16 protein-coding genes are annotated in these 12,601 nt (G+C 36.2%); 14 read left to right on the top strand and 2 right to left on the bottom strand.

What is annotated here, in order from left to right:
- Positions 1-270: 270 nt before the first annotated feature.
- Positions 271-2,481, top strand: a complete 2,211-nt coding sequence (locus AC5XHR_RS06510; protein ID WP_495949973.1) for a TonB-dependent siderophore receptor — start codon at positions 271-273, stop codon at positions 2,479-2,481.
- Between the two features lie 87 nt (positions 2,482-2,568).
- On the opposite strand, the gene AC5XHR_RS06505 is transcribed toward AC5XHR_RS06510, so the two are convergent.
- Both AC5XHR_RS06505 and AC5XHR_RS06500 read right to left on the bottom strand, forming a co-directional pair.
- Positions 2,569-5,262 carry a hypothetical protein gene (locus tag AC5XHR_RS06505; protein WP_495949972.1) on the bottom strand — a complete coding sequence of 898 codons (2,694 nt, stop codon included), beginning with the start codon at positions 5,260-5,262 and terminating at the stop codon, positions 2,569-2,571.
- Positions 5,262-6,236 (bottom strand): hypothetical protein, encoded by a 975-nt coding sequence (locus tag AC5XHR_RS06500; RefSeq protein ID WP_495949971.1) that lies wholly within the window; start codon positions 6,234-6,236, stop codon positions 5,262-5,264. Before AC5XHR_RS06500 ends, AC5XHR_RS06505 begins: the two co-directional genes overlap by 1 nt.
- Before the next feature lie 81 nt (positions 6,237-6,317).
- Here AC5XHR_RS06500 and AC5XHR_RS06495 point away from each other — a divergent pair, with 81 nt between their 5' ends.
- The 13 genes from AC5XHR_RS06495 (at position 6,318) to rplX (ending at position 12,595) form a co-directional block, all read left to right on the top strand.
- Positions 6,318-6,818 (top strand): nuclear transport factor 2 family protein, encoded by a 501-nt coding sequence (locus tag AC5XHR_RS06495; protein WP_495949970.1) that lies wholly within the window; start codon positions 6,318-6,320, stop codon positions 6,816-6,818.
- A gap of 261 nt (positions 6,819-7,079) precedes the next feature.
- Positions 7,080-7,706 (top strand): 50S ribosomal protein L3, encoded by a 627-nt coding sequence (gene rplC, locus AC5XHR_RS06490; protein ID WP_495949969.1) that lies wholly within the window; start codon positions 7,080-7,082, stop codon positions 7,704-7,706.
- The gene (gene rplD, locus AC5XHR_RS06485) at positions 7,697-8,326 is read left to right on the top strand and encodes a 50S ribosomal protein L4 (RefSeq protein WP_495949968.1); all 630 of its coding nucleotides are present in this window, start codon (positions 7,697-7,699) and stop codon (positions 8,324-8,326) included. The genes rplC and rplD overlap by 10 nt, the downstream gene beginning before the upstream one ends.
- A gap of 3 nt (positions 8,327-8,329) precedes the next feature.
- Positions 8,330-8,620: a 50S ribosomal protein L23 gene (gene rplW, locus AC5XHR_RS06480; protein ID WP_495949967.1), complete on the top strand. Its 291-nt coding sequence runs from the start codon at positions 8,330-8,332 to the stop codon at positions 8,618-8,620.
- Between the two features lie 23 nt (positions 8,621-8,643).
- Positions 8,644-9,465: a 50S ribosomal protein L2 gene (rplB, locus tag AC5XHR_RS06475; protein WP_495949966.1), complete on the top strand. Its 822-nt coding sequence runs from the start codon at positions 8,644-8,646 to the stop codon at positions 9,463-9,465.
- A 2-nt stretch (positions 9,466-9,467) separates the two neighbouring features.
- Entirely contained in the window at positions 9,468-9,746 is a 279-nt protein-coding gene (gene rpsS, locus AC5XHR_RS06470; RefSeq protein ID WP_495949965.1) for a 30S ribosomal protein S19, read from the top strand.
- Positions 9,747-9,748: 2 nt separating this feature from the next.
- The gene (gene rplV / locus AC5XHR_RS06465) at positions 9,749-10,147 is read left to right on the top strand and encodes a 50S ribosomal protein L22 (protein ID WP_495949964.1); all 399 of its coding nucleotides are present in this window, start codon (positions 9,749-9,751) and stop codon (positions 10,145-10,147) included.
- Between the two features lie 8 nt (positions 10,148-10,155).
- Positions 10,156-10,893, top strand: a complete 738-nt coding sequence (gene rpsC / locus AC5XHR_RS06460) for a 30S ribosomal protein S3 (RefSeq protein WP_495949963.1) — start codon at positions 10,156-10,158, stop codon at positions 10,891-10,893.
- Between the two features lie 97 nt (positions 10,894-10,990).
- Positions 10,991-11,416, top strand: coding sequence for a 50S ribosomal protein L16 (rplP, locus tag AC5XHR_RS06455; RefSeq protein ID WP_495949962.1), 426 nt, complete (start codon positions 10,991-10,993; stop codon positions 11,414-11,416).
- A 10-nt stretch (positions 11,417-11,426) separates the two neighbouring features.
- Positions 11,427-11,615, top strand: a complete 189-nt coding sequence (gene rpmC, locus AC5XHR_RS06450; RefSeq protein ID WP_495949961.1) for a 50S ribosomal protein L29 — start codon at positions 11,427-11,429, stop codon at positions 11,613-11,615.
- Between the two features lie 12 nt (positions 11,616-11,627).
- Complete coding sequence (gene rpsQ / locus AC5XHR_RS06445) at positions 11,628-11,882, top strand: 30S ribosomal protein S17 (protein WP_495949960.1); 255 nt, start codon at positions 11,628-11,630, stop codon at positions 11,880-11,882.
- Between the two features lie 2 nt (positions 11,883-11,884).
- On the top strand, positions 11,885-12,253 hold the full coding sequence (gene rplN / locus AC5XHR_RS06440) for a 50S ribosomal protein L14 (RefSeq protein ID WP_002983226.1): 369 nt from the start codon (positions 11,885-11,887) through the stop codon (positions 12,251-12,253).
- Between the two features lie 21 nt (positions 12,254-12,274).
- Entirely contained in the window at positions 12,275-12,595 is a 321-nt protein-coding gene (gene rplX / locus AC5XHR_RS06435) for a 50S ribosomal protein L24 (RefSeq protein ID WP_495949959.1), read from the top strand.
- Positions 12,596-12,601 lie beyond the last annotated feature (6 nt).

Genomic DNA, 12,601 nt, shown 5'->3' with positions numbered 1-12,601 from the left:
ACAAAATCTTCCACCATAACTGTATTTGGATTTTGTACAGAGACCGAAAACACATTTTTATGAAGAAGGTAAAAACTAATAACCACAGTATATTGAATTAGAATTTAATGGTGAAAAAAAATAAGTAAAATTTTAGTTATGGTATCTTAGTCGTCGTTACATTTTTTGTAACGACGATTTTTTTTGCCTGTTTTTGCGAATTATGAGATTTATCATAATTTATCTTTAATTAGAATAATTATAAATAATATATTTGCAAAAATATTTTACATGAAGAGATCAATAGTACTTTCATTAGTTGCATGCGGTGGATTTTTTGCCAGCGCTCAAGACACAGATAATGATACCATCAGAAAAACGAATGCCATCGAAGAAGTAGAACTTTTTGGAGAACGAGGAAAAAGTCCCGAAAAGCTAGAAGTTATCACACGTTTACCTTTAAAAATTCGTGATCAAATCCAAAGTATATCGGTAATTTCATATAAGGTGATTGAAGACCTCGGGGGATTAACTATAACGGATGTTGCCAAAAATATTCCTGGAGTAACCCAGTTTGGTAGTTATGGTGGTGTAAAAGAAAGTATGTCTATTCGTGGTTATCGCGGTGTTCCTGTTTTGAAGAATGGTGTCATGATGGATTCCGATTTCAGAACCGGTTCTATGCTTACCGAAATGCAAGGTGTAGAAACCATTCAAGTAATCAAAGGTTCTGCTGCGGTTACGCAAGGAATTGGTGATGGACTAGGTGCAGCAGGAGGTGTTATTAATGTAGTGACGAAAGTTCCGAAGTTTCAAAATTTAACTAATGTTGGTTTCCGATATGGTTCTTGGGATTTGTATCGTCCAACTTTAGATTTTCAAAGAGTTTTAGATGCTAATGGTCGAGTTGCTGTCCGTTTTAATGCGGCGTATCAAAACAGCAATTCTTTTAGAAAATATGTTTCTACAGAACGTATTTATGTAAATCCTTCGATTGCTTTTCGTCCAGACGACAAAACAGAAATTGTTGTTGAAATGGATTACATGAATAACGATACGACGCCTGATCGTGGTACCGTTAATCTTGCGAGCGGAACGGTTAATGCTCTTTATGAAATGCCAAAAGGGAAGTTCCTTGGTTTTTCATCAGACAATGCCCATACTGAAACATTCAATTTTTCAACATCCGCAACTAGAAAGTTAACAGATAAATTAAAATTGCGTACGGCCTTTATCAATTCAAACTACGATAGCGAAAGTACAGGAGCATCATTGTCACCAGTAGATTCTAAAAATCCAAACGAATTTAGAAATAGAACCCTTGCAAAAAGTGCAAGAAAAGATTTAAACAAAGTTTTCCAATTCGACTTTATCGGGCAAGATGTAGAAACTGGTTTCTTAAAACATACCTTCCAAGTAGGAATGGATTGGAAGCAAACCGATGTTACTACTACGTCGTACAAAGCATACAAAGGTAGTATTGCTCCTGCAAATGCAATAAAAAGCATCGATCAGATTAATGTTTTGCAAGATGTTAGCAATACATTACCTTACGATGTTGTATTTGAAGGTACACAAAGTACACCCAATGTTACCCCAACTTTAGGTTTTATGGCTCAAGATGTAGTGTCTATCGGGAAGTATGCGAAAGCACATTTAGGTATCCGATATAGTAAAGTTAATGGTTCTTCTAGCATTGATACCGATGCTTGGAATCCGTCATTTGGATTAATGTTGTTCCCAATTGAGAACTTAAATGTTTTTGGATCTTACACAACGACTACTTCATTGCGATCTGCAAATAATACATTGATTTCTGGCGGAAACGTTGGAGCTTCAGATACGAAGCAGTGGGAATTTGGAATCAAATCCGATTGGTTAGGAGAAAAATTACGTTTTAATGTGACGTATTTTGATATTAAAACAGATAATCTGTCTTTCGGAATTCTAGATGAAAATTACAATCCCGTAATTGTTAATGGACAAACGATGTACGGTTTAGCAGGAAGTCTTCGTAGAAGCGGGGTTGAAGTGGAATTAATCGGCCGAATTTTACCAAACCTTCAGATTATGTCTGGATGGGCTTTATTAAATGCTAAATATCAAGACAGTCCATCTTATGTGAATGGTTCTTCACCAATGAATGCGCCAAAGCATACCGCAAATGCATGGTTGAATTACAAATTTGAAGGTGCATTACGAGGTCTGGATATTGGTGCGGGTGTTTATTATGTTGGTGAAAGACCAGTGGATGAGTGGACTCAGAAATCCTTTACGGCTGGACATGTAAATAGTGTGCAGCCCGGTGAAAAGCCTTTCATGATGAAAGAGTACACAACTGTTGATGCGCAAATAGGTTACAATCTTAATAATAAATATAACTTAAGAGTATTCTTTAATAATATTTTCGATACGGTGGGGTATAATTCGTATTTCCGTGGTGGATATATCGATCAAATCAATCCTCGAAATATCGCAGTTCAGTTTAATTACAAGTTTTAGTAAATGCAATCGCCATTTCAATTTCGAAATGGCGATTTTTTCTCAGTTATTTAAGATGAAAAGCACCTTGTAAGAGGTGCTTTTTGTTTATTTCATATAGTATTCAAAATACAGACAGTTGCCCATCAGTTCTTTGACTTTTTCTGTATTGCGATAGTTTTGTTTTAGTTGTGCAAAATACGTTTTGTATTCTTTATTCTTCACTGCTAACAAATGGTCTTCACGCTTCTTCAGTCGTTCGCTCCAGTCCTCGCCTGTATAATCGATTTCAGGTTGTTTCATTTCCCATTGGTAGTATTTCCCTTGTTCAGCACTTGCTAATTGGAAAAGAATTTGCGCTTTCTGATCTTGGTTTGTCGCCGTTTTCAATGCCTTTTCGTAATATTTCATCGGAGTGTTGAAGTTATCAGGTCTTAAATATTGTTCCCAAGCGTAATTTTTATAGTACACAATTCGATTGTAATTTGTTCCCCAATCCCTGAACTTAGGCCCGTTAGAATTATCAATGTCCATCACAAACAAATGACGATAATAGCCAAGCTTGGACGTATTGTACAATACATTTCCGATAAGTTGATTGGCTTGAGCTGCTTTTTCATCGCTTCCATTTCCGATTTTTGATAATTCAACCAAAGCATTTGCAATTTCTAGTTTGTTCATGTTGGCTTTCACCATTGGAAATTGGCTCACAAATGGTTCTGCTTGCATGGTTTCATCGTCAGCACTTCCATAACTTACCATGGTGTTGTGACCAAACACAAGCCCAGGAATATTTTTGAATCCATTATAACCATCCGTTTTTTGTGGGACAATCTCGGATTTTTGAGTCTCCGTATTATAAAAATAATCGGGACCACGGCTAATTCCTGCAAAGTTTTGTGCTTTCTCATAATGCTTTTTCGCATTTAGGAAGTTTGCATTTTTCATTTCACCATCACCATAAATGATATTGAAAAACGCATTAACATCACCTACTTGATCCACATTGGAAGCGATAATGTTGGTTTCGAAATCATTTTTACCAGGTTTGTTCACAAAAGCTTCCACTTGTTTTACCAACTGTAAATCTGGGTTGGATTGTAGGCCTGAAAGTTTGTTGGACATTAAGAACGATTTTCCATGTTCGCCCTGCAAGAAATACCGATTGGCCAAAATATCTTGGATAAACTCACCTGTGGATGGTCTCATGGCTTCATAATCGTAGTTTCCTAAAGAATCTACAGCAGGCGTGGTTTCTTCTTTTGCAAATTCTTTTGGATAGGTACGATATAAATGCTGTTCAAATTCATTTGTAATTCTTGGTTGAGATACAATTTCGTTCAGCATTTTCATTTTATTCGTTTGGGCAAGGTACTCAGGATTTTTAGAGTTTATTTTAGATAAAATATCCGAACTTCCTTCGTAATCCTGCTTCATGAATTTTACATAAGCTAAAGCGATTTTCCAGTATTCATCTTGAGATTCATCTTGAGTTTTATCTAAAAACTTCTCTAAACTTTCTAAATAGTCTTTTTCTGTTGCTTTGGTGTCGTCTCCATTGTAATATTGGTTGTTATCAGTAAAAAACGGAATTCGATTTGGGTTGTTTAAAAGTTCTTTATCAGATGATTTAGATCCTGTTTCCGTGGTTCCTTTCTCTTTTTTAGAACTGAATAAATTTCTAAAGAAACGGACGATCTTGTCCCAAATGCCTAGCTTTTTTTCTTCTGCTTTAATTTCGGTAGTCGTTGTTCCTGTTTTAGCATCACCTTCAGATCCGACGCGGTAATCTGGATTGTAAAATGTGGGAAGATAGCTTCGCTCCAATTCGTTTATAGCTCGCGTTGCTAATACTTTCAACTCGTTCGAATTTGGGTCTATCGCATACATTTTTTCCATCATCGGTAACGGATTGTTAAAATCCTGATAGCCCAAAAGAAAATAAGCCATATTTTTTTCAGGATTGGTTTTTACTCGATTTAGCAAATCATCAAAGGATGCATGATCATAAAATGTCATCGATGTATAAGCACTTTCCTTCATCCAATTAGAGTGCAAAAAGACTTGAAAGAAATTCCAGTTGGCATCCTCTTTTTTTCCTAAGCCGCGCAAAGCTCCTGCATATTGATCCAAAGCCATGTAATACGGGATTCCTCGAGCAGAGATAGGTTCTACATATTTTTTAAAAGCATCAACGGCTTTTTGATATTGATGGGTGTAATGATTAAGACGCACCATTTGGAAACCGTACCGCTGCTTGATTTCTGGATTCTTCGCCTCATTATATAAAGATTCTAAAGCGACAATTGTTTTCGGATATTCCAAATCCGTTGCGTTTAGTGTATTTTCTGGCGCCGAATAAAAGGAGTCCGAAGGAGTTCCGCCACCGATATACATGAAAGGTTCCATGTATTTGGCTTCCATTAAATAATCAATAGCTTCGGCGTTTTTTTTGTAAAAACCTGTCCCCAATTTTTTAAGCAAAGGTCGATTGAATACGCCATCCCGCATCTGTCTCAGCTCGTCTAATGTGACCTCGTTGACCAATTCATTGGTTTGGTCGTAGGTTAACTGATTTCCAAAAAACGATTTCCAAGATTGGATATTATCATCATTAATTCTGAATTTATGAGGATAGTATTTGGAATCGTAGGTGAGAAGAAAAGGCGCATAGGCTTTTTCGGGAATTATGGTTTGGGTGAATAAATTAAAGTATTCATATTCCGGATCGTACCAAGCGCAGGCATCATAGGTTTGGTAGGTTGCGGCTACTAAAGCCAAACTTAAAATACACTTTTTCATCATTTTGGGATTTGGTTTTTAACAAATTTACGGTCTAATTGATAATATACTATATCGTAATTTTTTACTTTTTTATCAAGATATGCAGTTGTCTCTTTTAATTGATCTGCAGTTATTTCTTCTACTTTAATGTGAAATCCTTTATTAAGAAAGTATCCAAAATAGAAGCCATCTTTTTCAACTTCGGCTTCATTGGTGGAAATTCTCTTCAATCCATCTTTGCTTAAATCTTCAGACGATAGCGCATTGATGAGTTTATGCTTGCCAACATGATTGGTAATAATTCCCCACGAGTAAATGGGTAGTGCTATGCTCATGTTTTTAATAGGGTAGTCCTCTAGTTTTGCCGTATAGTTTTTCAGCAAAGAAAAATCCAATATCGAGTTTTTTGTTGAATTTTCTAAAGGTGACGAAGTGGAGTAGCACATGAGATATACTTTTTCCACGGGCGGAACCCCCATTGCTTTTTTGTCTTTTACTTGATGCAAACGTAAGGTGCTTGTAATTTCTTTTCCAGATTGTTTTTTCAACTCTTCAAGAAAAGCAAAATAATCCGCTTTTGTTCCAGCTGTCCAATCGCAATCGATTTGGATTTCATTGGATGTTTGAAGTTGCAATTCCGTATTTTTTTTCTGAATTAAATCCAAAATACTTTTCGCTAAAAACGGAATTTCATCTCGTTTAATATTAAGAAGCGACCGATTGGTTAAAAAGATAGTAGGAACAATTTTTTTATTGGTTTCGAAACTTTCATTTTTTGTAATCACGCCAACAGGTTGGAATTGACTTCCTATTTTATCAACATCAAAATAGCGAACGTAGAGAAAAGGAATTTCCGCTTCTGTTAATGCTTTTTTCTCCACTTCATCCAAAGCGAGTTTTGTTTTCCAATAATAATACGTGTGCTGGTGCTTCTTCGGCTCTGCACAGTGCAAGAGCAGGAAACAAAAACATAAACCAATAAGGTATTTCATAAGATAAAAATAGCATACTTTTTTCTTTAACGAAGACTTTTTCAGATTGTTTTGTATATTTCAATCCAAATTAGAAAATATATGAAACGAGGATTTCTTTTGACGTTGATGTTGTTCTTTGGGTTTACGGTTGCGCAACAAGAAAAAGTGGTGGACAAACTTATGACGGATTGGCATCACGCTGCTGCGGTTGCAGATTTTGATAGGTATTTTAATCCGATGCATGAAAAGTCTATTTACATGGGAACAGATGCAACAGAGCGTTGGACAAAATCCGAATTTATTTCTTTTGCTAAACCCTATTTTGATCGTACGAAGCGAAAGTCGGCTTGGGATTTTAAAGCGATTGATCGTCATGTGGTGATTTCAAAAGACGGAAAAACCGCTTGGGTAGATGAACTTCTGGAAGGACATATGAAGATTTGCAGAGGTTCTGGGGTTTTGGTTAAAGAAAAAAATGGTTGGAAGATCATTCAATATATATTATCGATGACTATTCCGAATAATAATACCACAGAAGTCGTAAAACTAAAAGCAGCCGAAGAGGATAAAGTGATTGAACGTTTTAAAAATAAAAAATAAATAGATTCTTTGGTTTAGAATAAAAAAGTGAAAGTCGACTCGGCTTTCACTTTTTTTGTTGACTTACATAATTTCACTCGAAAATTCCGTATCTCCTTAAAATTCAAAATATTTTGTAAAATTTATTTGCCGGTTTAGAAAATATTCTTACATTTGCACACTCATTTTAGGGGTGTAGTGTGCCTATATCAGACGTAGAAATCACGATCAACCGCCTAAAATGGTGAAAAACAAAGGATAAATTTTATTTTTTTATAAACAATGTCAGGATTAATTGGAAAGAAAATCGGTATGACTTCCCTGTTTGACGAAAACGGAAAAAATATTCCGTGTACTGTTATTCAGGCGGGGCCATGTGCGGTTTTACAGGTCAGAACCATTGAGAACGACGGCTACAAAGCTGTGCAGTTAGGTTTCGATGACAAGAGTGAGAAGAACGTTGGAAAAGCGTTAGTTGGCCATTTTAAAAAGGCTGGTTTTACTCCTAAAGCGAAGTTGGTAGAATTCTATAGAGAATTCGTTGATGAAGTGAAAGTAGGAGAAGAAGTGAAAGTTGACTTATTCAACGAAGGTGAATATGTTGACATTACAGGGACTTCAAAAGGTAAAGGATTCCAGGGGGTTGTGAAAAGACACAACTTTGGTGGGGTTATGCAAGCAACTCATGGACAGCACAACAGACTTAGAGCTCCAGGTTCTATCGGTGCTGGATCTGACCCTTCAAGAGTATTCAAAGGGATGAGAATGGCTGGAAGAATGGGAGGTAAGCAGGTAACTGTACAAAACCTTCAAGTGTTAAAAGTGGATCAAGAACAAAATCTTTTAGTAGTAAAAGGTGCTGTTCCGGGAGCTAAAAATTCTTATGTAATTATCAGAAAATGGAACTAGTAGTATTAAATACATCAGGAAAAGAAACCGGAAGAAAAGTAACTCTTGACGATGCAATATTCGGAATTGAGCCAAATCAGCACGCGGTTTACTTAGAAGTGAAACAATATCTTGCTGCTCAGCGTCAAGGTACACATAAAGCAAAAGAAAGAAGCGAGATTACTGCTTCTACAAAAAAGCTTAAGAAACAAAAAGGATCAGGATCTGCAAGATACGGTGATATCAAATCTCCAACTTTCAGAGGTGGAGGTAGAGTATTCGGTCCTAAACCAAGAGATTACAGATTCAAATTGAACAAAGCTCTTAAGAGATTGGCTAAGAAATCTGTTCTTTCTCAAAAAATGAGAGATAACTCTATTAAAGTATTAGAAGCATTCAACTTTGACGCTCCTAAAACAAAAGAATTCATCAACCTAAACAACGCGTTAGGATTTGAAGGTAAAAAATCTCTTTACATTTTAGCAGAAGCTAACAAAAACGTTTACTTGTCTTCAAGAAACTTGCCTAAAACAAAAGTAATGACTTATAACGAGATCAGTTCTTATGATTTAGTGCACGCTGGAGAGATTGTATTCTTAGAAGGTGCTATCGAGAAATTTCAAGAAAATTTAAAGAAATAAATCATGTCAGTAATTATTAAACCAGTTATTTCGGAAAAAGCAAATTACCTTACAGATTTGAGAGGGACGTATAGCTTCTTAGTGAATACTAAGGCTAACAAAATCCAGATCAAAGAAGCGGTAGAAGCGGCTTACGGTGTGAAAGTGGCAGAGGTAAATACAATGATTTACGCTCCTAAAGTTTCTTCAAAATACACGAAAAAAGGACTTCAAGTTGGGAAAACCAACAAATTGAAAAAAGCGGTAATTAAACTTCAAGAAGGAGAGGTTATCGATATTTTCGCTACAAATTAATTTAGTAATCATAAATAATAGTAATGTCTGTTAGAAAATTAAAACCTATCACCCCGGGACAGAGATTCAGAGTTGTAAACAATTTTGAAGAAATTACTACCAACAAACCAGAGAAGTCTCTAACAGTTGGTATTAGTAAGTCAGGTGGACGTAACCAAACTGGTAAAATGACCATGCGTTACACCGGAGGTGGACACAAAAAGAAATACAGAATTATCGACTTCAAAAGAAACAAATTTGATGTTACCGCTGAAGTTAAATCTGTAGAGTACGATCCAAACAGAACTGCTTTCATCGCTTTAGTAGAATACACAGACGGAGAGAAGAGATACATCATCGCTCCAAACGGTATCAAAGTAGGACAACAAGTAGTTTCAGGAGAAAGCGTAGAGCCTAACGTAGGTAACGCAATGAAATTGAAGAACATTCCATTGGGTACAGTTATCTCTTGTGTAGAACTTAGACCAGGTCAAGGAGCTATCCTTGCAAGATCTGCAGGTTCATCAGCACAGCTTACTTCTAGAGATGGAAAGTATGCAATCGTTAAATTGCCTTCAGGAGAATCAAGAATGATCCTTACTGAATGTGTAGCGATGATCGGATCGGTATCTAACTCGGATCACCAACTTACCGTTTCTGGTAAAGCAGGTAGAAGCAGATGGTTAGGTAGAAGACCAAGAACAAGACCAGTAGTAATGAACCCAGTTGATCACCCAATGGGAGGTGGTGAAGGACGTTCTTCAGGAGGTCACCCAAGATCTAGAAACGGTAAACCAGCTAAAGGTTACAAGACTAGAAAGAAAAACAAAGTGTCTAACCGTTACATCGTATCTAAAAGAAAATAATTATGGCAAGATCACTTAAGAAAGGACCATTCATTCATCACACTTTAGATAAGAAGGTTCAGGCAAATAAAGAGTCTGGTAAGAAGACAGTAATTAAAACTTGGTCTAGAGCATCTATGATTTCTCCAGACTTCGTAGGTGAAACTATCGCTGTTCACAACGGGAAAACTTTTGTTCCTGTATACGTAACAGAAAACATGGTAGGTCACAAGTTAGGCGAATTTTCTCCAACAAGATCTTTTAGAGGTCATGGTGGTAACAAAAATAAAGGAAGCAGATAATCATGGGATCAAGAAAACAAAATAGTGCAATCGCAAATAAAGAAGCGAACAAAGATGTTGTTAAAGCTTCATTAAACAATTGTCCTTCTTCTCCTAGAAAAATGAGATTAGTTGCTGATATCATCAGAGGAGAGCAAGTAGATAAGGCTCTTTATATCCTAAAATATTCTAAGAAAGACGCTTCAAACAAATTAGAAAAACTTCTTCTTTCTGCCATGGCAAACTGGCAGACAAAGAACGAAGGAGCTGATATTGAAGAAGCAAACCTTATCGTTAAAGAAATTTTCGTGGATAGCGCAAGACAATTGAAGAGACTAAGACCAGCTCCACAAGGTAGAGGGTATAGAATCAGAAAAAGATCAAACCACGTAACATTAATCTTAGGTAATAAAGAAAATTAATTCAAGGTATGGGACAGAAGACAAATCCAATTGGTAATAGATTAGGTATCATCAGAGGATGGGATTCTAACTGGTTTGGCGGAAACGATTATGGAGACAGAATCGCGGAAGACTACAAAATCAGAAGATACCTTGATGCGAGATTATCTAAAGGAGGAATTTCGAAAATCTATATCGAAAGAACTCTAAAATTAGTTACAGTAACAATTACAACAGCAAGACCAGGACTTATCATCGGTAAGGGAGGTCAAGAAGTTGATAAATTGAAAGAAGAGTTGAAGAAACTTACAGGTAAGGACATTCAAATCAACATCTTCGAAATCAAGAGACCAGAACTAGATGCAGTATTAGTTGCAGAAAGTATCGCTAAGCAAATTGAAAACCGTATCTCATACAGAAGAGCTGTGAAAATGGCTATCGCTTCAACAATGAGAATGGGTGCAGAAGGAATCAAAGTTCAAATCTCTGGTAGATTGAACGGAGCTGAAATGGCAAGATCAGAATCTTTCAAAGAAGGAAGAATCCCATTGTCAACGTTCAGAGCTGATATTGATTACCACTGGGCAGAAGCGAGTACTACCTATGGTAGACTTGGTGTGAAAGTTTGGATTATGAAAGGAGAAGTTTACGGTAAAAGAGACCTTACTCCACTAGTAGGACAACAACAAAAGAAATCTAACTCTGGAAGAAACGATAGAAACGAAAGAGGAGGAGATAGAAGACCAAGAAGAAACAATAATAATTAAAATTTTAGATTAGAAATTTTGAATTTTAAATTACCGTTACTTTTTTAAAATAAAAAAAATCTAAAATCTAAAATCTAAAATCTAAAATTTAGAAATTATGTTACAACCAAGAAGAACCAAGTTCCGTAAGATTCATAAAATGAAAATGAAGGGGATTGCTCAAAGAGGATCTCAACTTGCATACGGTACATTTGGTATTAAGGCTACAGAAGGTGCGTGGGTAACAGCTAGACAAATCGAAGCTGCCCGTATCGCTGCAACCAGATATATGAAAAGAGAAGGACAACTATGGATCAAAATATTCCCAGATAAGCCTATTACTAAAAAACCTGCCGAAGTACGTATGGGTAAAGGTAAAGGTGCTGTAGAATATTGGGTAGCTGTAGTAAAACCAGGTAAAGTAATGTTCGAAGTTGGAGGAGTTCCTTACGATGTAGCGAAAGAAGCTCTTAGACTTGCAGCACAGAAATTACCAATTGTTACGAAATTTATTGTTGCTAACGATTTTGTTAAACCTCTTTAATCTTTGAATAATGAAAACAGCTGAAATCAAAAATTTAAGCGCAGCGGATCTTCAAGCAAAATTGGCTGAAATTCAAGCAGAATACACTAAGTTGAAGCTTGCTCACAAAATTAGCCCAATCGAAAATCCAATTCAAATCAGAGATTTGAGAAAGACTATCGCGAGACTTAATACAGAATTAACTAACAAACAAGCGTAATTTCGTTTTACAATGGAAAGAAATTTAAGAAAAGAAAGAATCGGTGTTGTTTCCAGCAATAAAATGGAAAAAACCATTGTTGTTAGTGAAACAACTAAAGTAAAGCACCCACTGTACGGTAAATTCGTAATGAAAACCAAAAAGTACACGGCGCACGATGAGAACAATGAGTGTAACGAAGGTGACACAGTTCTTATCCAAGAAACTCGCCCAACGAGTAAGAGTAAAAGATGGAGATTAGTAAGAATCATTGAAAAAGCTAAGTAATAATGTTACAAACAGAATCAAGATTAAAAGTTGCTGATAACACAGGTGCTAAAGAAGTATTGGTTATCAGAGTTCTGGGAGGAACCAGAAGAAGATATGCTTCAGTTGGTGATAAAATCGTTGTTACTATCAAAGATTCTACACCATCAGGAAACGCTAAAAAAGGACAAGTTTCTAAAGCAGTAGTAGTACGTACTAAAAAAGCAGTAAGAAGAAAAGATGGATCTTACATCAAATTCGACGATAACGCTTGTGTACTTCTTAACGCTGCTGGAGAAATGAGAGGAACACGTGTTTTCGGACCAGTTGCTCGTGAGTTGAGAGACAAAGAATACATGAAGATTATTTCATTGGCTCCTGAAGTACTTTAATTTTTAAAATTTAGAAAAAAGATGACAAAAGTTAAAATCAAAAGAGGAGATAACGTAATCGTTACAACTGGAAAAAATAAAGGAAGTAAAGGTGAAGTTCTTGAAGTAATCAGAAAAGAAGGAAAAGATCCTAGAGTAATTGTTGCAGGTATCAACATCGTGAAAAAACACGTGAAGCCATCTGCACAAAGCCCTCAAGGTGGTATCGTAGAAAAAGAAGCTTCTTTACATATCTCTAACGTAGCATTGCTAGACAAAGCTGGGAAAGCTACCAAAGTTGGATACAAAGTAGAAGGTGATAAGAAAGTAAGAGTTGCGAAATCAACCGGTGAAACTTTATAATCAGTA

This window comes from Kaistella sp. CFF1-2 (assembly GCF_059509915.1).
Note: the sequence above shows the minus strand (reverse complement) of the source record. Positions and strands in the feature narration are given on the sequence as shown.

Excerpts from the sequence above, each read along its gene's own strand:
- rpsQ (WP_495949960.1), top strand. The coding sequence starts at position 11,628 with ATGGAAAGAAATTTAAGAAAAGAAAGAATCGGTGTTGTTTCCAGCAAT.
- rplC (WP_495949969.1), top strand. The coding sequence starts at position 7,080 with ATGTCAGGATTAATTGGAAAGAAAATCGGTATGACTTCCCTGTTTGAC.
- rplB (WP_495949966.1), top strand. The coding sequence starts at position 8,644 with ATGTCTGTTAGAAAATTAAAACCTATCACCCCGGGACAGAGATTCAGA.
- rpmC (WP_495949961.1), top strand. The coding sequence starts at position 11,427 with ATGAAAACAGCTGAAATCAAAAATTTAAGCGCAGCGGATCTTCAAGCA.
- AC5XHR_RS06500 (WP_495949971.1), bottom strand. The coding sequence starts at position 6,236 with ATGAAATACCTTATTGGTTTATGTTTTTGTTTCCTGCTCTTGCACTGT.
- rplV (WP_495949964.1), top strand. The coding sequence starts at position 9,749 with ATGGGATCAAGAAAACAAAATAGTGCAATCGCAAATAAAGAAGCGAAC.
- AC5XHR_RS06510 (WP_495949973.1), top strand. The coding sequence starts at position 271 with ATGAAGAGATCAATAGTACTTTCATTAGTTGCATGCGGTGGATTTTTT.
- rplP (WP_495949962.1), top strand. The coding sequence starts at position 10,991 with ATGTTACAACCAAGAAGAACCAAGTTCCGTAAGATTCATAAAATGAAA.
- rplD (WP_495949968.1), top strand. The coding sequence starts at position 7,697 with ATGGAACTAGTAGTATTAAATACATCAGGAAAAGAAACCGGAAGAAAA.
- rpsC (WP_495949963.1), top strand. The coding sequence starts at position 10,156 with ATGGGACAGAAGACAAATCCAATTGGTAATAGATTAGGTATCATCAGA.
- rplN (WP_002983226.1), top strand. The coding sequence starts at position 11,885 with ATGTTACAAACAGAATCAAGATTAAAAGTTGCTGATAACACAGGTGCT.
- rplX (WP_495949959.1), top strand. The coding sequence starts at position 12,275 with ATGACAAAAGTTAAAATCAAAAGAGGAGATAACGTAATCGTTACAACT.
- AC5XHR_RS06505 (WP_495949972.1), bottom strand. The coding sequence starts at position 5,262 with ATGAAAAAGTGTATTTTAAGTTTGGCTTTAGTAGCCGCAACCTACCAA.
- rplW (WP_495949967.1), top strand. The coding sequence starts at position 8,330 with ATGTCAGTAATTATTAAACCAGTTATTTCGGAAAAAGCAAATTACCTT.
- rpsS (WP_495949965.1), top strand. The coding sequence starts at position 9,468 with ATGGCAAGATCACTTAAGAAAGGACCATTCATTCATCACACTTTAGAT.
- AC5XHR_RS06495 (WP_495949970.1), top strand. The coding sequence starts at position 6,318 with ATGAAACGAGGATTTCTTTTGACGTTGATGTTGTTCTTTGGGTTTACG.